General features: G+C 59.5%; 20 protein-coding genes. 10 read left to right on the top strand and 10 right to left on the bottom strand.

Features of this window, described 5'->3' with window-relative positions:
- Positions 1–4: 4 nt before the first annotated feature.
- Positions 5–1,378 carry a nucleotide 5'-monophosphate nucleosidase PpnN gene (ppnN, locus tag AB4N85_RS10600; RefSeq protein WP_056789275.1) on the bottom strand — a complete coding sequence of 458 codons (1,374 nt, stop codon included), beginning with the start codon at positions 1,376–1,378 and terminating at the stop codon, positions 5–7.
- Between the two features lie 223 nt (positions 1,379–1,601).
- On the opposite strand from ppnN, the gene AB4N85_RS10595 reads away from it, so the two are divergent.
- Positions 1,602–2,129: a DUF3087 domain-containing protein gene (locus AB4N85_RS10595; RefSeq protein ID WP_095180232.1), complete on the top strand. Its 528-nt coding sequence runs from the start codon at positions 1,602–1,604 to the stop codon at positions 2,127–2,129.
- Here the strand turns inward: AB4N85_RS10595 and AB4N85_RS10590 are convergent.
- A complete protein-coding gene (locus AB4N85_RS10590; protein ID WP_041480792.1) occupies positions 2,126–2,512 on the bottom strand; it encodes a DUF2784 domain-containing protein in 387 nt (128 codons plus the stop codon). The two genes, AB4N85_RS10595 and AB4N85_RS10590, sit on opposite strands and share 4 nt — an antisense overlap.
- A 129-nt stretch (positions 2,513–2,641) precedes the next feature.
- On the opposite strand from AB4N85_RS10590, the gene AB4N85_RS10585 reads away from it, so the two are divergent.
- On the top strand, positions 2,642–2,785 hold the full coding sequence (locus tag AB4N85_RS10585; RefSeq protein WP_164488351.1) for a hypothetical protein: 144 nt from the start codon (positions 2,642–2,644) through the stop codon (positions 2,783–2,785).
- Between the two features lie 44 nt (positions 2,786–2,829).
- On the opposite strand, the gene AB4N85_RS10580 is transcribed toward AB4N85_RS10585, so the two are convergent.
- Positions 2,830–3,102: a hypothetical protein gene (locus AB4N85_RS10580; RefSeq protein WP_016775076.1), complete on the bottom strand. Its 273-nt coding sequence runs from the start codon at positions 3,100–3,102 to the stop codon at positions 2,830–2,832.
- A gap of 263 nt (positions 3,103–3,365) precedes the next feature.
- Positions 3,366–4,046, bottom strand: a complete 681-nt coding sequence (locus AB4N85_RS10575; RefSeq protein ID WP_252867773.1) for an SOS response-associated peptidase — start codon at positions 4,044–4,046, stop codon at positions 3,366–3,368.
- Positions 4,047–4,244: 198 nt separating this feature from the next.
- Here AB4N85_RS10575 and AB4N85_RS10570 point away from each other — a divergent pair, with 198 nt between their 5' ends.
- Together AB4N85_RS10570 and AB4N85_RS10565 are read left to right on the top strand one after the other, a co-directional pair.
- The gene (locus AB4N85_RS10570; RefSeq protein WP_252867772.1) at positions 4,245–5,144 is read left to right on the top strand and encodes a polysaccharide deacetylase family protein; all 900 of its coding nucleotides are present in this window, start codon (positions 4,245–4,247) and stop codon (positions 5,142–5,144) included.
- A gap of 105 nt (positions 5,145–5,249) precedes the next feature.
- Positions 5,250–5,492: a DUF1652 domain-containing protein gene (locus AB4N85_RS10565; protein WP_016775073.1), complete on the top strand. Its 243-nt coding sequence runs from the start codon at positions 5,250–5,252 to the stop codon at positions 5,490–5,492.
- 3 nt (positions 5,493–5,495) lie between these two features.
- Here AB4N85_RS10565 and AB4N85_RS10560 read toward each other — a convergent pair whose 3' ends face one another.
- Complete coding sequence (locus AB4N85_RS10560) at positions 5,496–5,858, bottom strand: NUDIX hydrolase (protein WP_252869558.1); 363 nt, start codon at positions 5,856–5,858, stop codon at positions 5,496–5,498.
- A 218-nt stretch (positions 5,859–6,076) separates the two neighbouring features.
- Between AB4N85_RS10560 and AB4N85_RS10555 the strand changes: the two genes are divergently transcribed.
- Positions 6,077–6,274 carry a DUF2188 domain-containing protein gene (locus AB4N85_RS10555; protein WP_252867771.1) on the top strand — a complete coding sequence of 66 codons (198 nt, stop codon included), beginning with the start codon at positions 6,077–6,079 and terminating at the stop codon, positions 6,272–6,274.
- A 64-nt stretch (positions 6,275–6,338) separates the two neighbouring features.
- Here AB4N85_RS10555 and AB4N85_RS10550 read toward each other — a convergent pair whose 3' ends face one another.
- The gene (locus tag AB4N85_RS10550; RefSeq protein WP_041480783.1) at positions 6,339–6,578 is read right to left on the bottom strand and encodes a hypothetical protein; all 240 of its coding nucleotides are present in this window, start codon (positions 6,576–6,578) and stop codon (positions 6,339–6,341) included.
- 184 nt (positions 6,579–6,762) lie between these two features.
- Between AB4N85_RS10550 and AB4N85_RS10545 the strand changes: the two genes are divergently transcribed.
- Together AB4N85_RS10545 and AB4N85_RS10540 are read left to right on the top strand one after the other, a co-directional pair.
- The gene (locus AB4N85_RS10545; protein ID WP_041480781.1) at positions 6,763–7,098 is read left to right on the top strand and encodes a hypothetical protein; all 336 of its coding nucleotides are present in this window, start codon (positions 6,763–6,765) and stop codon (positions 7,096–7,098) included.
- A 186-nt stretch (positions 7,099–7,284) separates the two neighbouring features.
- The gene (locus AB4N85_RS10540) at positions 7,285–7,890 is read left to right on the top strand and encodes a DUF6338 family protein (RefSeq protein ID WP_016775068.1); all 606 of its coding nucleotides are present in this window, start codon (positions 7,285–7,287) and stop codon (positions 7,888–7,890) included.
- A gap of 140 nt (positions 7,891–8,030) precedes the next feature.
- Here the strand turns inward: AB4N85_RS10540 and AB4N85_RS10535 are convergent, their stop codons facing one another.
- Complete coding sequence (locus AB4N85_RS10535) at positions 8,031–8,930, bottom strand: LysR family transcriptional regulator (protein ID WP_056789291.1); 900 nt, start codon at positions 8,928–8,930, stop codon at positions 8,031–8,033.
- A 119-nt stretch (positions 8,931–9,049) separates the two neighbouring features.
- On the opposite strand from AB4N85_RS10535, the gene AB4N85_RS10530 reads away from it, so the two are divergent.
- Together AB4N85_RS10530 and AB4N85_RS10525 are read left to right on the top strand one after the other, a co-directional pair.
- On the top strand, positions 9,050–10,417 hold the full coding sequence (locus AB4N85_RS10530; protein WP_252867770.1) for an MFS transporter: 1,368 nt from the start codon (positions 9,050–9,052) through the stop codon (positions 10,415–10,417).
- Between the two features lie 30 nt (positions 10,418–10,447).
- Complete coding sequence (locus AB4N85_RS10525) at positions 10,448–11,722, top strand: glucarate dehydratase family protein (protein WP_252867769.1); 1,275 nt, start codon at positions 10,448–10,450, stop codon at positions 11,720–11,722.
- Positions 11,723–11,824: 102 nt separating this feature from the next.
- Here the strand turns inward: AB4N85_RS10525 and AB4N85_RS10520 are convergent, their stop codons facing one another.
- Positions 11,825–12,709, bottom strand: coding sequence for a LysR substrate-binding domain-containing protein (locus tag AB4N85_RS10520; protein WP_150635058.1), 885 nt, complete (start codon positions 12,707–12,709; stop codon positions 11,825–11,827).
- Between the two features lie 157 nt (positions 12,710–12,866).
- On the opposite strand from AB4N85_RS10520, the gene ydiJ reads away from it, so the two are divergent.
- Entirely contained in the window at positions 12,867–15,893 is a 3,027-nt protein-coding gene (ydiJ, locus tag AB4N85_RS10515) for a D-2-hydroxyglutarate dehydrogenase YdiJ (RefSeq protein ID WP_252869557.1), read from the top strand.
- Here the strand turns inward: ydiJ and AB4N85_RS10510 are convergent.
- Both AB4N85_RS10510 and AB4N85_RS10505 read right to left on the bottom strand, forming a co-directional pair.
- Entirely contained in the window at positions 15,826–16,512 is a 687-nt protein-coding gene (locus AB4N85_RS10510; protein ID WP_252867768.1) for a paraquat-inducible protein A, read from the bottom strand. The genes ydiJ and AB4N85_RS10510 overlap by 68 nt on opposite strands.
- Positions 16,509–17,105 carry a paraquat-inducible protein A gene (locus AB4N85_RS10505; protein ID WP_041480769.1) on the bottom strand — a complete coding sequence of 199 codons (597 nt, stop codon included), beginning with the start codon at positions 17,103–17,105 and terminating at the stop codon, positions 16,509–16,511. Before AB4N85_RS10505 ends, AB4N85_RS10510 begins: the two co-directional genes overlap by 4 nt.
- Positions 17,106–17,273: the final 168 nt, after the last annotated feature.

The following is a 17,273-nucleotide window of genomic DNA, read 5'->3' as shown; positions in this document are numbered from 1 at the left end:
GAGATTATGCGACGACCCGGTAGCAAGGCACATACGCCGCGCCACCCGGAAGTTTCATCCGGTGCTGGGCGACGAAGGCTTTGAGCAGTGCATCAAGCGGCTGCATGATCGCCGCATCGCCACGGATCTGATACGGCCCGTGCTCTTCGATCAGACGAATGCCCTTGTCCTTGACGTTACCGGCGACGATTCCGGAAAACGCCCGACGCAGATTGGCCGCCAGTTCATGCGGTGGCTGGTCGCGGTGCAGTTTCAGGTTGGCCATGTTTTCGTGGGTCGGATCGAACGGACGCTGGAAGCCCTCATCGATCTTCAACAGCCAGTTGAAATGAAACGCATCGTTACGCTCGCGGCGGAACTGCTTCACCGCTTTCAAGCCTTGAGTCATCTGCCGCGCCACTTCGGCCGGATCATCGATGATGATCTCGTAATGCTGTTTGGCTTCTTCGCCGAGGGTCGCGATGACAAACGCATCCAGCTGTTCCAGATACGGCGCGGCATGCTTCGGCCCGGTGAGGATCACCGGGAACGGCAGACCTTCATTGTCCGGGTGCATCAGGATGCCGAGCAGGTACAGGAACTCTTCGGCCGTACCGGCGCCGCCCGGGAAAATGATGATGCCGTGGCCAACACGGACGAAGGCTTCCAGACGTTTTTCGATGTCCGGCAGGATCACCAGCTCATTGACGATCGGGTTCGGCGCTTCGGCGGCGATGATGCCTGGCTCGGTCAGGCCGAGGTAGCGACCGCCGTGAATGCGTTGTTTGGCATGGGCAATGGTCGCGCCCTTCATCGGACCTTTCATCACGCCAGGGCCGCAACCAGTGCAGATGTCGAGGCTGCGCAGGCCCAGTTCGTGGCCGACTTTCTTGGTGTATTTGTATTCTTCGGTATTGATCGAGTGGCCGCCCCAGCACACCACGATCTTCGGCTCGACGCCCGGGCGCAGGGTGCGCGCGTTGCGCAGCAGGTGGAACACGTAATCGCTGATGCCTTGGGAATTGCTCAGGTCGATGCGCTGGCTGTCGAGTTCGTTCTCGGTGTAGACGATGTCGCGCAGGGCGCTGAAGAGCATTTCGCGGGTGCTGGCGATCATCTCGCCGTCGACGAACGCGTCGGCCGGCGCGTTCAGCAGCTCCAGGCGTACGCCGCGATCCTGCTGGTGAATACGGATTTCGAAGTCCTTGTAGGCTTCGAGGATGGTCTTGGCATTGTCGACATGCGCGCCGGTGTTGAGGATGGCCAGGGCGCACTGGCGGAAGAGGGTATAAGTGCTGCCGGATCCGGCTTCGCTCAGTTGCTGGACTTCACGTTGAGAAAGGGTTTCCAAGCTGCCTTTCGGGCTGACCGAGGCATTGATTACGTGTCGTTGGGTCATGCAGTGATCCTTAAAACGATGTCATCCACAACGCAGCGGATGGCATCCGAATAGTGTGTATCCATGAATGAAGATGGCACGATCTGCGCTATACCGCCATGTCCCCGTTGGACGCTGAAAAGATGAAAAGGAGCCCCAGCATAGCTAAAACCCGGTGCGATGCGATAATGCGCCGGCGAGTTTTTTCCGTTGCGCGTTTTGTCACTCAAGGAAGTCATTTTCGATGTTCGAGATTCAGCCGATGGACCCCGCTACCTTTCGTCAGCAGACCCGCCGCAGCACGATCATCATCGCCGTGCTGTTTCTGCTGCTGGCCATGCTGTTTTCGTCTGTCGCGGTGGCGGTATTTGGCGAGCCCGATGGGGATAATCTGCGATTCAACGTGGGCGGGGTATTTGTGGCGTTTCTGCTGACGGCGGCGCTGTTGCGCGGACGTTTCTGGCATCAGACCTGGATGGCCCCGGCGGTGTACAGCTGGCGCCTCAAGCGCAATCTGATGAGCATCACCAATGTGATGCATCAGGTAACAGCGGCGGCGCAGAACAACGATCCGACGGCGATGAAGGTGTTGCGTTTCTACCACTTGGGACTGCTGCAGATGCATGAGCTGGACGGCAACTCCAGCGATCATGGACAACTGCGTGACGAAGTCGCACAGCACAAGGCGCGGATGCAGGCGCTGGGCCTTGATCCTGACCAGCCACGCTTCGATCCGCAGTGGCTGGAAACGTTGAAACCGGCCTCGCGTTAAAACGGAATGCGCCGGGCGCGGCGCAGTTTCCACGAGCGCAGGAGTCGTGCGTACACCAACAGGTTGACCGCCAGCACCACGCTGCCAAGTGCCAGTTGAATCTGTGGCGTCAGACCGGCCGGGTAGATGATCGGCCAGATGTAATGCTCAATGAAACCGCCGGCGTATTCGGTCTGCCCGGCCGCGTGGCGCATCAGGTTTTCCCAGTAGGTCAACGGACAGGTCAGGTGCAGCACCTCGACCGCCACGCCCCAGGCAGCCGCCGGCAGGTGCAGCCACATCAATCGTGGCCAGCGCAGCACCAGCAGCCCGCCGAACAGTACGAACAAGATGAAACACAAGTGAAACAGCACCAGCCCGTCGGCGGCGATTCGGTACAGCATGGCGTCTTCCTGACGTAAGGGGAGATGACGCTATGGTACGCCGCGCGGGACAAAATGCGTTGGTGAATCTGGGCGCGCAAAAGTGTTCTACCCTTTAACGATCATCAACTGTTCTGAGGTGAGGTGCACATGGCAACTGAGCAAACGCGTGCGGAAGATGATGAGCCAACGGAAGAAGAAATCGAGCAGCAGAAGAGGCAGGAAAAAACCTGGAAGCATGATGACAGCCGCGAGCTGTCGGACCGCGATCAGGAGCGTCCGCTGAAACCTTGAACAACGCATACGAAGAGCCCCGCAGCAGCGGGGCTCTTCGCGTTTCAGAGGTCTGCCAGCTGCGTGAAATCCGGGTAGGTCGCCCGGTACCCCAACGTTCGATCGATCCACGCATTGAGCTCATTGACCATCACCGGCGGATGGCCGGGATAACCCTCGAGGGTGCTGCGCAGGGTGCGTTCGATATCGGGCACGCTGTGCAGGTTTCGGGTCTTGATGTAATGGCCGATAAAACAGTCGAGTTCCAGGCGTTCTGTCTTGGACAGATGGACACACTTCAGGCCGCTGACCTGTTTGATTGCAAAATCGTCGCTCACTTATTTCTCTGCAAGGCTTGAAAGTTGTTGATGGATTCCTGATTTCTTTGACTCTTTGGTCAACTGGTATACCAATCGGAAAGGCGGCGCGCATGCTATCCGCAGCGCGGGGAAATGTATGTATGACTGTCGAAATGTCTGACAGGCGGTTGATTCGCTCAAACGGCTGTTTTATGGGGGTTGTATCGCGGTTGAATCACTTTTTGTAACGCGCGGGATTCAGTGACGGGCTCGCTTGATTAACGCAGCAGTGAAGTAATTATTTAGTCGACTCGTTCTATCAATTGCGCACCTTGATTACGCGTATTACCGACCGCTTTGCCGACTTTGTACCATTCGAAGGCATCACTGGGCTCGCCTTCAAACAGCAGCATCTGCTCGGCGCGTTCCAGCGGCGTAGCCGGATCAAGCCATTCCATAGCTCGTGCCGAATCGAAGACCACTGGGCGGCGGTCGTGAATATCGAGCAGGCCGCCCAGGCTGTCAGCGGTGATGATGACGAACCCGTCGTCCTCCCTCGGCGCAACCCCCGGTGCCGGAAACTGGCCGATACCAGCACAGAAAACCGGAGCCTGATTCGCCCGACGAATCAACCAGGGCTGGCGGGATTTTTCCCCGGTATCAACCCATTCAAACCAGTTGTCGACCGGCACAATCAGCCGCTGCCGCCAGATCGCCCGGAAGAACGCGCCGTGGGCGACTTTTTCCACCCGTGCGTTGATGGGCGCGGCACGATCCTTGGCCCAATGCGGCCGCCAGCCCCAGCGCAGATTGTTGGCATGAATGGCCTGTTCGTGCTGGTGCAGAACCGCCAGCGCAGTGGTGGGCGCTGCGTTGTAGCGATTGAGCTGCGCATCGCCAACGTGATTGATCAACGCATCGGGGATGCTGAGCACCGCGACGAAATCGTGAATCCCACGGTACTGCGTGAGTCTTCCGCACATGGCTGAAATCTCCTTGAGGAAATTTGAGTCTAGTCGGACATGCCGACGTGCCTGGCCGATGACGCACTGGAACCAGCACCGGAACCAAACCCTGTGTACCTTATCCAACCTGCGCTCGCGGATAGCCGCGCAGGGATGGACAAAGGCGAGGGAGGTTTGCCATTCGACAACACCACGGCCGCGGCCTCGGGGCAAGACATGACATCCGGATGCAAACTTCTTTGTGTTGCGCTCATCGCGCTCGGTCTGGCCGGTTGCATCGCCGCGCCGATTGAAATGACCACGCAAACCGAAACGCGCCTGAAGGCTCAGGCCCCCGTACGTTTTCTGCTGACGTTTGACGATGGCCCCAGCGCTTCAGGATGGTGGAATCCCACGGCGACGGTGCTCGACAGCCTCAAAAGCAATCCGCTGCAGGCAGACATCAAAGCCGTGTTTTTCGTGCAGACCCGAGCACCCAGGGCAGGCGACAGCGAGATCGGTCGCAGCCTGATGCGTCGTGAACACGCCGAGGGGCATATTCTCGCCTTTCACACTGCAACCCACTGGCACACCAACCATCGCTCACTTGATCCACAAGAACTGGAGCAGTCGCTGACCGATGGCAGTGCTGACATTGCCGCTATCACCGGGGCGCCGCCCAGGCTGTTGCGCCCACCGTTCTGGAATTACGACAAACGCACATTTGCGGCCTATCAAAAACACGGCTTGCACGTCTTGCTCACGGACCTGAGTGCCAACGACGGCAAGATCTGGGGCTTCAACGCCAGCCCTCGGCGTCGGGCGAACATGCTGCGGCAGTTATCGGAAGTGCGCGAGCGCATCGCGGTGGGTCAATTGCCGACCGTGGATGGGGTGATTCCGGTCGTGGTGACGTTCCATGACCTCAATCGCTACACCGCGCGCCACACCCGCGAATACCTGCAGATTCTGCTCGAAAGTGCGGCGGCGACCGGGGTCAGACTCGCCGACAAGCCGTTCTACGACAATCAGGCCGCAATGGAAAAAGCCGCGTTGGCGCGTACGGTTCAGCAAAGCGCTGAGCCGGTGAATCTGCCCGGTATGTGGAACTGGATCTGGGATCATGATGCGCATTGAATGACGTGAGTGAGTTGTGATCGGCTTGGCATTCCCGAGCGGGCAATTAACAGACCGTGGGTCTATGATCGATGGATCGATTCTCCGCCTGCGAGGCGCCCGCCCATGCTTGCCATTGCCGATATTTGCCGGATCGTCGAGTCAGGCTTCCCCACGTTCAAGTGTGATTGCACACCGACCGGACAAGGTCTGTTGCGGATCAAGGTGTATGAGCCGGGCAGTGGGCGTGTCGAGTTGTTGCTTGACGGCGTTTCTCCCGAACATCTGGTGACGATTCGCGATATTTCCAATTTCATCGGTGAGTTGCGCACGGAAATCAGCGCCGGTCGCCGGGCGTTCGCCGGCTGATCGTTATAAACGCCGTTGAAAGGCCTGCACGATGCGCCGTGTCGCGTCATTGGTTTCAAGATTGTGCACGGCATCAAGTGGATGCCAGATGCAATCGACGATTTCGTTCTGAGGGCGCACCTCGTCGATATTGATCACCGAAGCCTCATAAACATGATGTCGCGTACTGCCTGCCTGCAGATCCATCAAGTACAGGACTTCATCAGCATTGAGCCCGGTTTCCTCCTGCAACTCGCGCACGGCTGCCGCCGCACGGGTTTCCCCGGGTTCGACTTTGCCGCCGGGCAATGACCAGTGATGGCGGGGTTTGCGGACCAGGAGGATATGGCGATCCTGTTCGCAAATGACGGTGGCGCGTACTTTCATGATTGCCCTGTTGATGCTTGTCATAAATCGGTAATCAAACTGCAACATTCGAGCCGCAGGCGGTTTTAAAGGTTCCTTCTTGATTCGGAGCCATTTACATAGCAAAAAGTGCCAGTGAATTGACAGGTGCCAGGGTGAATCCGGTTCACACCGCAGCGGGGAGCGGGTGTAAGGTAAGCCCGTACACCGAAAACACCGTTGGCAAAAGGGAGGTGCTTATGAGCATTCCAATGCTGAACAAGCTGCACATGAATGGTTACGATGTGCTCAGTGTGAACAGCGGCCCGTGGCGGGTCTGCACCCAGGGCGACCGGTTGGCGTCATTCACCAGCAGGGAGGAAGCGATGGCCTATGCGGCGGCGCTTCCTGGTTACAAGCAACGCCCCAAACGGGTGCAAAGCCAGAACGTCAGTTGATGCGTTATAACGAAAGAGCCCCGGTTTCGACCGGGGCTTCTTATTTGTGGCTTTGGAACGCTTGTCAGTGCACCTTGATTCGGCTGATGGTCCGGGCTTTTACCTCCTTGGCATAGATCTGCAATCTCTCTTCGTCGCTTTGCAGGATTTCGCACGACCGCAACACGGTCTGGGCGTCTGCCTCGTTGCCGGATTTACGCAGTTGTTCAGCGATGCGCTTGAGATCGACCGCCGACCATCTCAGGTCCGACGCCACGCTTTGCAAATCCCGTTGAAGTTCGTGTTCGTATTCATTGAGCCGCATGATCACCTCCTGAACGTTCTCGGTAGAAAAGAGTAGTCGCATTTTCCCGGATGCGGCCAAGTCATCTGACGCCCGGCTGAACCGATGTGAAAAATTGTCCAAACGCCGGTAACGGCGGGTTGCCACGATGGATGTGCAAGCAGTTAAACGGTACATTCAGCTTTTTTCCGCACAGGTAAACAACATGCGCGTATGGATCGGCAGTCTGGCACTGGCTCTGTTGACGGGGTGCTCGTTACCGGCGTCGCTGGTGCCGGGCGAGCCAAACCTCAGCAAGACCAGTGACAAGCCACCCAAGGAATATGCTGCGTGTTTGTTACCGTTGTGGCAGAAAGACGTGGCCAAGACTTCGCAGACGTCGATTTCCAACGGCTACCGGATTACCGCGCCGAGCATTATCACGGCGGATGAGATTCTCGATATCGTCAAATACAAGGACGGCAGCAAAGTGTCTCTCTACCAGGGGCCGCCGTGGGCCAAGTCCGGGTCGCTGCGCCAATCGGTGCGTGACTGCCTGTAACCGGGCGCCCGGATCTCAAAAAAGGCAGACACCGAAGTTCGGTGTCTGCCTTTTTTCATGGGGTGAGGCACTGGGCAAGCGCCGCAATGGTCTGTGACAGTTGCCGAGAGGCGCTGCCGAATCCTGGACTAGGCTTTGAATGTCGGCCCGTGACGGGTTCGGCATGACTGAAAGGAGCCTCGGATCATGGATGATCTGGTCAAGGACATCATTCCGCTGTTGCAGTACCTCATCCCCGGGTTTCTATCGACCTGGATCTTCTATTCACTTACGGCATTCAAGCGACCGGATACGTTCGGCCAGATCGTGCAGGCGCTGATATTTACTTTTGTGATTCAGGGCGCGGTGTTGGCGGTGGGCAACCTCTGTTTGTGGATTGGCTCGAAGGGTTTTTCATTAGGAAACTGGGATGATCGGGCGCAAACGCTCTGGGCATTTGTGTTTTCGCTGATGCTGGGATTGTTTGCCTGTTACCTGGCTACGAGTGACAAATTGCACGGCTGGTTACGTAAGCGAAACGTCACGAAACAATCTTCTTTCCCCAGTGAATGGTTCTGCGCCTTTGCCCAATTCGACCGGTTCATAACCCTGCATTTACATGACGAGAGGCGCGTGTTTGGCTGGCCTGTCGAGTGGCCGTCCGAATCCAGTTGCGGCCAGTTCGTGATGCAGAATCCACGTTGGGTCAATGACGATGGCAAGTCGACTCCTTTTGGTGCCGAAATTTTGCTGATAGATTCCGCGCAAGTTAAGTGGGTTGAATTCAGCCCGGTATCAGAGGGTTCATCATGACGACTGCAAGAGCACCGCGACCAATGCCAAAGCAATACGAACGCCTGTTCACAGGGCCTGACGGCAAGCCGCTGGAGGAGCCGTTGATCAAAGCCCCGAGCGCTCCGCCTCCGCTCAAATACAGGTTGCCACAATAATTTTCAGCCCCAACCCTGCACCACCGCCCGGCGAATCGCCTCCAGCAACATCGCGAACGCCGGGTTGTCATTGTTCTCCCGCCAGATCAGATGCAGTTCGCTTTGCACCCCTTCGCCCAGATCGATCTCGCGAAACACCACATTCCTGAACACCACGCTGGTAGCGCAACGCGGTACCAGCGCCAGACCCATGCCAGCGTTGACCAGCGCCAGAATCGTCAGCGACGAGCCCAGCCACTGCACGTAATCCGGCGCCACCCGCGCTGAGCGTAGCGTGCCGGTCAACAGTTCGTTGAACGGCGGATAGGCTTCATGGGAGTACATCAGGAACGGTTGTTTATCCAGATCGGCGACAGACACTTCAGTCGCGTTTGCCAACTTGTGCCCGCTGGGCACTGCCAGCACAAATGGTTCGCGCACCAGGCATTCGGTGGCATAGCCCGGTTCCTGCAATGGCGCCCGTGCGATGCCCAGGTCGATACGGCGAGCTCGCAACGCCTCGTGCTGTTGATAGGTGTTCATCTCTGCCAGATCGATTTTCACCTGGGGCTGTTTAAGTCGCGCTTCGGCGATCACCTTGGGCAAAAACTCATACACCGCGCTGCCGACAAACGCGATGTTTACCGAACCAATATCGCCCTCGGCAAACCGGCGTGCGGTGATCGCTGCTTGCTGGGCGCGCTCCAGCAGATTCTGCGCTTCAACGAAAAATGCCCGGCCTGCCGCCGTCAGCGCAACGCTGCGTGTGCTGCGGGTGAACAGCTCGACGCCAAGGTGATGCTCCAGCAACTGGATCTGCCGACTCAGCGGCGGCTGCGTCATGTTCAGACGCTCGGCGGCGCGGCGGAAGTTGAGTTCGGTGGCGACCGTGGTAAAGCAGCGCAGTTGGGTTAGTTCGAACATTGATCTAATCCAGGTATCAATCGAATGCCTGTTTAGATTAGACGGGATCAATGCACGACGTCCATGATCGGCTCATTGCTTCAAGTCATCCCTAAAAAAACAAGATCGGGAGTCGCCCCTTGAAAACCCTCCAGAGTCCGCCGGACATCACGGTGCTCGCCCGCGCCGCCGCCAAGGTCAAACGCCATGTGCTGCCGCTGTTCGTTGTGATGTTCATCGTCAACTACATCGACCGGGTCAATATCGGTTTCGTGCGCAGTCATCTGGAGACCGATCTGGGTATTGGCGCAGCAGCTTATGGACTTGGCGCCGGACTGTTTTTCATCGGTTATGCGCTGTTCGAAGTGCCGTCGAACATGCTGTTGCAGCGCTACGGCGCGCGGGTCTGGCTGACCCGGATCATGTTCACCTGGGGCGCTGCGGCCATGGCCATGGCCTTTGTTCAGGGCGAAACCAGTTTCTACGTACTGCGCTTTATTCTTGGCGCGGCTGAGGCCGGGTTCTTCCCGGGAATCATTTACTACTTCACCCAATGGCTGCCAGCGTCCGAGCGCGGCAAAACCATGGCGGTGTTCCTTAGCGGCTCGGCGATTGCCTCGGTCATTTCCGGCCCGGTGTCCGGTGCGCTGTTGCATATCAGCGGATTGGGCATGCACGGCTGGCAGTGGATGTTTCTGATCGAAGGCGCAGCGTCGGTGGTGCTGTGTGCTTTCGTTTGGTTCTGGCTGCAATCGCACCCGCGCCAAGCCAAGTGGCTGAGCGAGGAGGAGCGTGAAGCGCTGGTCGCGGCGATTGCCGAGGAGCAGCGCGCTCGCGAAGCGGTACAAGTCGCCAAGCCGTCGATGTTCAAGCTGTTGGCCGACCGGCAGATCGCGCTGTTCTGCTTCATCTACTTTTCCATTGCCCTGACCATCTACGGCGCAACCTTCTGGCTACCGAGCATGATCAAGAAGATGGGCAACCTCGGTGATTTCCAGGTCGGGCTGCTCAACTCCATTCCGTGGATCATTTCGATTGTCGCCATGTACGGCTTCGCGGCGCTGGCCGGCAAGTGGAAATTCCAGCAGGCCTGGGTCGCGCTGACCCTGGTAATCGCCGCCATCGGTATGTTCATGTCGACCACCGGCGGGCCGGTGTTTGCCTTTGTCGCGATCTGCTTCGCCGCCATCGGTTTCAAAGCGGCGTCGGCGCTGTTCTGGCCGATTCCGCAGAGCTATCTGGATGCGCGCATTGCTGCGGCGGTGATCGCGCTGATCAACTCCATCGGCAACCTTGGCGGCTTCGTCGCGCCGACTGCGTTCGGCATTCTCGAACAAACCACCGGCTCCATCGAGGGCGGCCTCTATGGCCTGGCGGCGACATCGCTGATCGCCGCCGTGGTGATCTTCTTCGCCCGCACGGCGCCTGGCGCCAAAGGTAAAACCCCGGCAAAGCCAAGTGACGAAGCCGCCGCTGTGGCGCCGGCTCGTCCGGCTGCGAGCCACTGAATCGATTGTTGATCTGTCAGGAGCGTTATCTTGAAAATCACCCGTGTCAGCGTCACCCCGATTGCCTTTCGCGATCCGCCACTGCTCAACGCCAGCGGCATCCACGAACCCTTTGCTCTGCGCTCGATCATCGAGATTGAAAGTGACAACGGCTACATCGGCCTCGGCGAAAGCTACGGCGATGCCCCGGCGCTGGCGATCCAGCAACAATTGCAGAGCCAGTTGATCGGCCTCGATCCGTTCAGCCTCAATCAATTGCGCGCGATCGTGCAGGCCACCGTGGCGGCGAATAAACCCGCCGGCGTCGCTGGTGCCGAACTGGCCCCCGGTTCCCACGCCAGCAAAGCGGTGAGCAATGCCTACTCGGCATTCGAAGTGGCGTTTCTCGATTTGCAGGCGCACTACCTGAACGTGCCGCTGGTGGACCTGCTCGGCGGCGCGATCCGCGATGAAGTGCCGTTCAGCGCCTACCTGTTTTTCAAATACGCCGAACATATCGAGTCCCCCTACAAGCCGGACAACTGGGGCGAGGCGCTGAGCGAGCAACAGATCGTCGCGCAGGCAGCGCGGATGATCGAGGCGTACGGTTTCAAGAGCATCAAGCTCAAGGCCGGCACCTTGCCGCCGGAGCATGAGGTGGCATGCATCAAGGCACTGAAGAAAGCCTTTCCGGGATTTCCGCTTCGCATCGATCCGAACGGCAACTGGTCGCTGGAGACGGCGATTCGCATGGCCGAACTGCTCGGCGATGATCTGCAGTATTACGAAGACCCGACCCCGGGCCTTGATGGCATGGCCGAACTGCACAAGCGCACCGGTCTGCCCTTGGCGACCAATATGGTCGTCACCGATTTCGACGAGTTCCGCCGCAGCGTTGCGCAGAACAGCGTGCAAATCGTCCTCGCCGACCACCATTACTGGGGTGGCCTGCGGGATACGCAGACGCTGGCGAAAATGTGCGATGTGTTTGGCCTCGGCGTGTCGATGCATTCCAACTCGCACCTGGGCATCAGCCTGATGGCCATGGCGCACGTCGCGGCGGCGGTGCCGAATCTGGATTACGCCTGCGACACCCACTACCCGTGGCAGGAGCCGGACGAGGAAGTGATCAAGGGCGGCAAGCTGCCGATTGTCGATGGCTGTGTGAAGATCAGCCGTGCGCCGGGGTTGGGGCTGGAACTGGACCATGAGCAACTGGCCAAGCTGCATGACCAGTACCTGACGTGCGGGATTCGCCAGAGGGATGATGTGCGGCAGATGCAGCGGTACAAGGCGGATTGGCGGGCGGTCAAGCCGAGGTTTTAAGTTCGTTGCGACTGGCTTCTTCGCGAGCAGGCTCGCTCCCACACTTGACATACGTTTCCCTGTGGGAGCGAGCCTGCTCGCGAATGGCCGCGACTCGATCCTTCAGAGGGTATCAATCAGCCAATCCCTGAACGCCTTCAACGAAGGCAAATTCTCATTACGCGGCGGGTACACCAGGTAATAGCTGCGTCGGCTGGTAATCGGCTCGCCCAGTTGCAGCAATTCGCCCTTGAGCAATTCGTCTTCGACCAGAATTCGCGGCACCAGGCCAACACCGATATTGGCGCGTACCGCCTGGATCAAGTGCGAGGTCATTTCAAAGCTCGGTCCGATCCGCATGCTGCGATGCGGCAGTTGATGATGGCTGAACCATTCCGCCCACGCCTGGGCATTGCTGCTGACGTTGAGCAATAACTGCCCGGCAATGTGCTGCTCAGCTTTGTCGCGTTCAGGTGCCGACAACTGCGCGCTGGCAATGGCCACCAGTTCTTCGGTGTGCAGGGGCAGGGCGGTCAGGCCTGGCCATTCTCCGCCGCCGACGCAGATGGCGGCGTCGATTTCGCTGGTATCGAAGTCGATGGTTTCGATCCGCGAGTGCAGGTGCACGGTCATGCCCGGGTGCGCCGTGTAGAAATCCTTAAGCCGTGGAAGCAGCCATTTCGAGCCGAAGGTCGGCAGCGTCGCCAGGCGCAGGCTGTGGATGCCCGAACCAAACGCCATTGCCTGCAAGGTTGCGCTGCGAATCTGCCCGAGGGCTTCGCTGAGTTCGCGCTGATACATGCGACCGACATCGGTCAGCACCACCTGCCGGCCTTCGCGGCTGAACAAGCGCATGCCCAGCATCTTCTCGAGAATCTGTACCTGGCGGCTGACCGCGCTCTGCGTCAGTGACAGTTCATGGGCGGCGCGGGTGTAACTCTCATGACGAGCGGCGGCCTCGAAAGCCAGCAGCAGCGACATGGACGGTGTGAGGGTGCGCGGATTCATTCGTAAAACTCATCGATAGCGGGTCGAAATTACGCTTGTTCCATGGCTGGCCAGCAATGAACATGGGCGCAATCAGATGGCGGAGCCTGACGCAATCATTCCTTGCGCACAACTGTTCACCGCCACACAGCCCGATTTGACCGAGATAACCCGACCAATGATTGCCCAGCTGTCGCCCGCCAAAGCCTTGACCGGCGATTACCAACAATTCCTCGCCGCCCTGAAAATCAGCGGTTTTCGCGGGGAAATCAGCGCCGATTACGCCAGCCGTGTGGTGCTCGCGACCGACAACTCGATCTATCAGCGCCTGCCGCAAGCCGCTGTGTTTCCGCTGGATGCGGACGATGTGGCACGTGTCGCACGGCTGATTGCCGAACCGGCGTACGAGAAAGTGGTGATCACCCCGCGTGGCGGTGGCACCGGCACCAACGGCCAATCGCTGACGGATGGCATCGTCGTCGATCTGTCGCGGCACATGAACCGCATTCTGGAGATCAACGTCGAACAGCGCTGGGTGCGGGTGCAGGCCGGGGTGGTCAAGGATCAGCTCAACGCCGCGTTGAAATCCGCCGGGCTGTTCTTCGCCCCGGAACTGTCGACCTCGAACCGCGCCACGGTCGGCGGCATGATCAACACCGACGCCAGTGGCCAGGGCAGTTGCACCTACGGCAAAACCCGCGACCATGTGCTGGAACTGGAGATGATCCTGCGCGGCGGCGAGCGTTTGCGCGGTCTGCCGCTGGCGGAGGATGAGCTTGCAGCGCAGTGCGCACGCGACGATCGCGTCGGCGAAGTCTATCGTTGTGCGCGGCAGATCATTGATGAACAGGGCGAGCTGATCAAAGCACGCTTTCCCGATCTCAACCGCTGCCTGACCGGTTATGACCTGGCGCATCTGCGCGAGGCCGATCAGCGCTTCAACCTCAACAGCGTGCTCTGTGGCGCTGAAGGCTCGCTGGGCTTCGTTGTCGAAGCGCGACTCAACGTGCTGCCGATTCCCAAGCACACCATGCTGGTCAACATCCGCTACGCCGGGTTCATGGATGCCTTGCGCGATGCGCGGGCGTTGATGGCGCTCAAGCCGTTGTCGATTGAAACCGTCGATTCGAAAGTCTTGCTGCTGGCGATGCAGGACATCGTCTGGCACGGCGTTGCCGAATATTTTCCCGAAAACCCTGAGCGACCGACTCTGGGCATCAACCTGGTCGAGTTCTGCGGTGACGATCCCGAAGACCTGCAGCGCCGCGTCGAAGCGTTCCTCGAACATCTGCAAAGCGACCGCACCGTGGAGCGCCTCGGACATACACTGGCGATCGGTCAGGCAGCGGTGAACAAGGTCTATGGCATGCGCAAACGGGCGGTGGGCCTGCTCGGCAACGTCGCCGGCGAAGCCCGCCCGCAGCCTTTCGTCGAAGACACCGCAGTGCCGCCGCAGCATTTGGCCGAATACATCGCCGAGCTGCGCGAGCTGCTCGACAGCCACGGTTTGCAGTACGGTATGTTCGGCCATGTTGACGCCGGCGTACTGCACGTGCGGCCGATTCTCGACATGAAAGACCCGCAGCAAGCGGCGCTGGTACGCCCGGTGTCTGATGGCGTCGCCGCGTTGACCCAGCGCTACGGCGGCCTGCTCTGGGGCGAGCATGGAAAGGGCCTGCGTTCGGAGTACGCGCCGGCATTCTTCGGCGAGTTGTACCCGGCGCTGCAAGCCTTGAAAGCCGCGTTCGACCCGCTCAATCAGTTCAACCCTGGCAAAATCGCCACGCCGGCCAACGGCGGCGCGGCATTGCTGAAGATCGACGAAGTGACCCTGCGCGGCGAGCTGGATCGGCAGATCGACGAGAAAGTCTGGCAAAGCTACGGCGCGGCCATGCACTGCAATGGCAACGGCGCCTGCTACAACTTCGATCCCGATGACGCCATGTGCCCGTCGTGGAAAGCCACCCGCGAACGCGCGCAGTCGCCCAAGGGCCGCGCTTCGCTGATTCGTGAATGGCTGCGGTTGCAGGGCGAGGCGGGCGTCGACGTGCTCTCGGATGCGATTCGCAAACCGGCTTTTTTCCGCTCGCTGTGGCAGCGCTGGCGCAACAGCCGCGATCCGTCGGCGGACTTCTCCCATGAAGTGTATGACGCCATGGCCGGTTGCCTGGCCTGCAAATCCTGCGCGGGGCAGTGCCCGGTCAAGGTCAACGTGCCGGAATTCCGCTCGCGTTTTCTCGAGCTGTATCACAGTCGTTATCTGCGGCCGGCACGGGATTACCTGATTGCCTCGCTGGAATACACCATTCCCTATATGGCGCGGATTCCGGCGCTGTACAACGGTCTGATGGGCGCTGGCTGGGTGCGTGGCGCACTGGCGCGGATCGGTGGCATGGTCGATGTGCCGTTGCTCAGCCGTTTCGATTTCCACGCAGCGATGCGCCGTTGGCAGGTGCAGCCAGCAACGGTTGCAACGCTGTCGGCGCTGACCCCAGAGCAACGCGAACGCAGCGTGGTTATCGTGCAGGACGCCTTCACCCGCTACTTCGAAGCGCCGCTGCTGGCTGATCTGGTCGAGCTGATTTCGCGGTTGGGTTATCAGGTGTATCTGGCGCCGTTCAGCGCCAATGGCAAACCGCTGCATGTGCAGGGCTTTCTCTCGGCGTTCAATCGCGCGGCTTTGCGTAATGCTGAGCAGTTGCAGGCGCTGGCGCAGACCGGGGTGCTTTTGCTGGGGCTGGATCCGGCGATGACTCTGGTCTATCGCCAGGAATACCTGAAAGTACCGGGCCTGAATGAATGTCCTGAAGTGGCGCTGGTGCAGGAATGGTTGCTCAAGGTCATGCCAGAACGGACGCCTGATGCTCAGCCGAAAGCGTTCCGTCTGCTCGCCCATTGCACGGAGAAAACCAACGCGCCGGCCGCGACCCGCCAGTGGGAACAGGTCTTCGAACGTGCCGGACTGAAGCTGGCCACACAAGCCATCGGTTGCTGCGGCATGTCCGGTACTTACGGCCACGAAGCACGTAATCGCCAGACCTCGGCAGTCATTTATGAGCAATCGTGGGCGCGTCAGGTGCAGGCTTCGGCGGAGCAGGGCGAGGCGTTGGCGACCGGCTATTCCTGCCGCAGCCAGGTCAAGCGCCAGTCGGATCAGGCGCTGCGCCATCCGTTGCAGGTGCTGCTCCAGACGCTGCGTCCCTGACCGTGTCGCTGGTGTCCTTGTCCCAAATCAGGCGCGGGTCGAAACTCATCGCCGCGAGCATGGTGAAGACCACGACCAGGCCGAAGAACAGGATGCCCGGTCGTGGCTCGATATCGCCCAGCGCCTGGAATTTCACCAGCGCTGCGACCAGCGCGACCACCAGCACATCGAGCATCGACCAGTAACCGATCAGCTCGACGAAGCGATACAGCTTGGAACGCTCCTTGCGCGCCCAGTCGCTGTTGCGCTGCACGGTGACGAGCAGCAAGGTCAGGGCGACGAATTTGACCCCCGGCACCGCGATGCTGGCGATGAAAATGATCAGCGCAATATCCCACGCCCCGGCTTCCCAGAACTCCAGCACGCCGCTCATGATCGTGCTGTCGGCACCGTTGCCAAGCATCACCGTATTCATCACCGGCAGCAGATTGGCGGGAACATAAAACGCCAGCGCGGCGAGCATGTACGCCCAAGTGCGCGCCAGCGAATTGGTCTTGCGCCGGTGCAACGGCGCATCACAGCGCGGGCACTGGTGTGGCTCGTCGGTCATGTCACAGGCCAGGCCACAGCTGTGGCACAGGCACAGGTTGAGTTCGCTGGCGGTCGGTGGACGCTTCATAAAATGTCCCACAGTTCGCGAATGTCCCGGCCGGCAATGCGGATCATCATCAGGCTCAGCACCGCCAGGGCGAACAGGCCGATCCCGGGCAGTACATCGAGCAGTCCGGCGAGTTTGAACACCGCGACCATCGCCCCCAGCAGACACACTTCGAGCATGCTCCACGGGCGCAGGGTTTCCAGCCAGCGCATGCACAGGTTGAATCCCGGTGCCCGACGCAGGCCGAGGGCAAAACTCAACACCCAGACCAGCAACACCAGCTGAAATGCCGGGGCGATGATGATCGCAATCGCCGCGACCATTGCAATGAACGTAATCGGCCCCTGACTCAGAGCAAGCACCGAATCCCAAAGGGTTGCGCTGTTTTTCATGCCTTTGAGGCTGATGCTCATCACCGGGTAGAAATTGGCGAACAGCCACAGCATCGCCGCCGTGAACGTCAGCGCCAGACGCTGCTCGATGGTCAGGCCGTTGAAGCGCTGCAGCACGCCACCGCAGCGCACGCACAGGGTTTTCTGGTGTTGGGCGAGCACGACTTTCTCGTACACACAATCACAGTGCTCGCAAATGATCAGGTGTTCGGTGTTGACCATGGACAACGCTCGAGGAGGGCCGCGACGGCAGGGCAGACCTGTTCACTATAGAAGGCCGGGGCCGATGGGCAACCTTGATCCTGACTTGTTTGGGTTTTGCTTTTTAGATGTTATAATGTAACGAGAATTTGCGGGCGGCGTTGCGGCCGTCCGGTGTTATCCCTCTCG

It is taken from the genome of Pseudomonas sp. H1_G08 (genome assembly GCF_054681355.1).
Note: the sequence above shows the minus strand (reverse complement) of the source record. Positions and strands in the feature narration are given on the sequence as shown.

Bases quoted from the DNA above. Each gene is read 5' to 3' on its own strand.
- AB4N85_RS10545 (WP_041480781.1), top strand. From the start codon at position 6,763: ATGCGCGTATGGATCGGCAGTCTGGCACTGGCTCTGTTGACGGGGTGC.
- AB4N85_RS10570 (WP_252867772.1), top strand. From the start codon at position 4,245: ATGACATCCGGATGCAAACTTCTTTGTGTTGCGCTCATCGCGCTCGGT.
- AB4N85_RS10520 (WP_150635058.1), bottom strand. From the start codon at position 12,709: ATGAATCCGCGCACCCTCACACCGTCCATGTCGCTGCTGCTGGCTTTC.
- AB4N85_RS10510 (WP_252867768.1), bottom strand. From the start codon at position 16,512: ATGAAGCGTCCACCGACCGCCAGCGAACTCAACCTGTGCCTGTGCCAC.
- AB4N85_RS10540 (WP_016775068.1), top strand. From the start codon at position 7,285: ATGGATGATCTGGTCAAGGACATCATTCCGCTGTTGCAGTACCTCATC.
- AB4N85_RS10585 (WP_164488351.1), top strand. From the start codon at position 2,642: ATGGCAACTGAGCAAACGCGTGCGGAAGATGATGAGCCAACGGAAGAA.
- AB4N85_RS10505 (WP_041480769.1), bottom strand. From the start codon at position 17,105: ATGGTCAACACCGAACACCTGATCATTTGCGAGCACTGTGATTGTGTG.
- AB4N85_RS10565 (WP_016775073.1), top strand. From the start codon at position 5,250: ATGCTTGCCATTGCCGATATTTGCCGGATCGTCGAGTCAGGCTTCCCC.
- AB4N85_RS10550 (WP_041480783.1), bottom strand. From the start codon at position 6,578: ATGCGGCTCAATGAATACGAACACGAACTTCAACGGGATTTGCAAAGC.
- AB4N85_RS10560 (WP_252869558.1), bottom strand. From the start codon at position 5,858: ATGAAAGTACGCGCCACCGTCATTTGCGAACAGGATCGCCATATCCTC.
- AB4N85_RS10595 (WP_095180232.1), top strand. From the start codon at position 1,602: ATGTTCGAGATTCAGCCGATGGACCCCGCTACCTTTCGTCAGCAGACC.
- ppnN (WP_056789275.1), bottom strand. From the start codon at position 1,378: ATGACCCAACGACACGTAATCAATGCCTCGGTCAGCCCGAAAGGCAGC.
- AB4N85_RS10535 (WP_056789291.1), bottom strand. From the start codon at position 8,930: ATGTTCGAACTAACCCAACTGCGCTGCTTTACCACGGTCGCCACCGAA.
- AB4N85_RS10555 (WP_252867771.1), top strand. From the start codon at position 6,077: ATGAGCATTCCAATGCTGAACAAGCTGCACATGAATGGTTACGATGTG.
- ydiJ (WP_252869557.1), top strand. From the start codon at position 12,867: ATGATTGCCCAGCTGTCGCCCGCCAAAGCCTTGACCGGCGATTACCAA.
- AB4N85_RS10575 (WP_252867773.1), bottom strand. From the start codon at position 4,046: ATGTGCGGAAGACTCACGCAGTACCGTGGGATTCACGATTTCGTCGCG.
- AB4N85_RS10590 (WP_041480792.1), bottom strand. From the start codon at position 2,512: ATGCTGTACCGAATCGCCGCCGACGGGCTGGTGCTGTTTCACTTGTGT.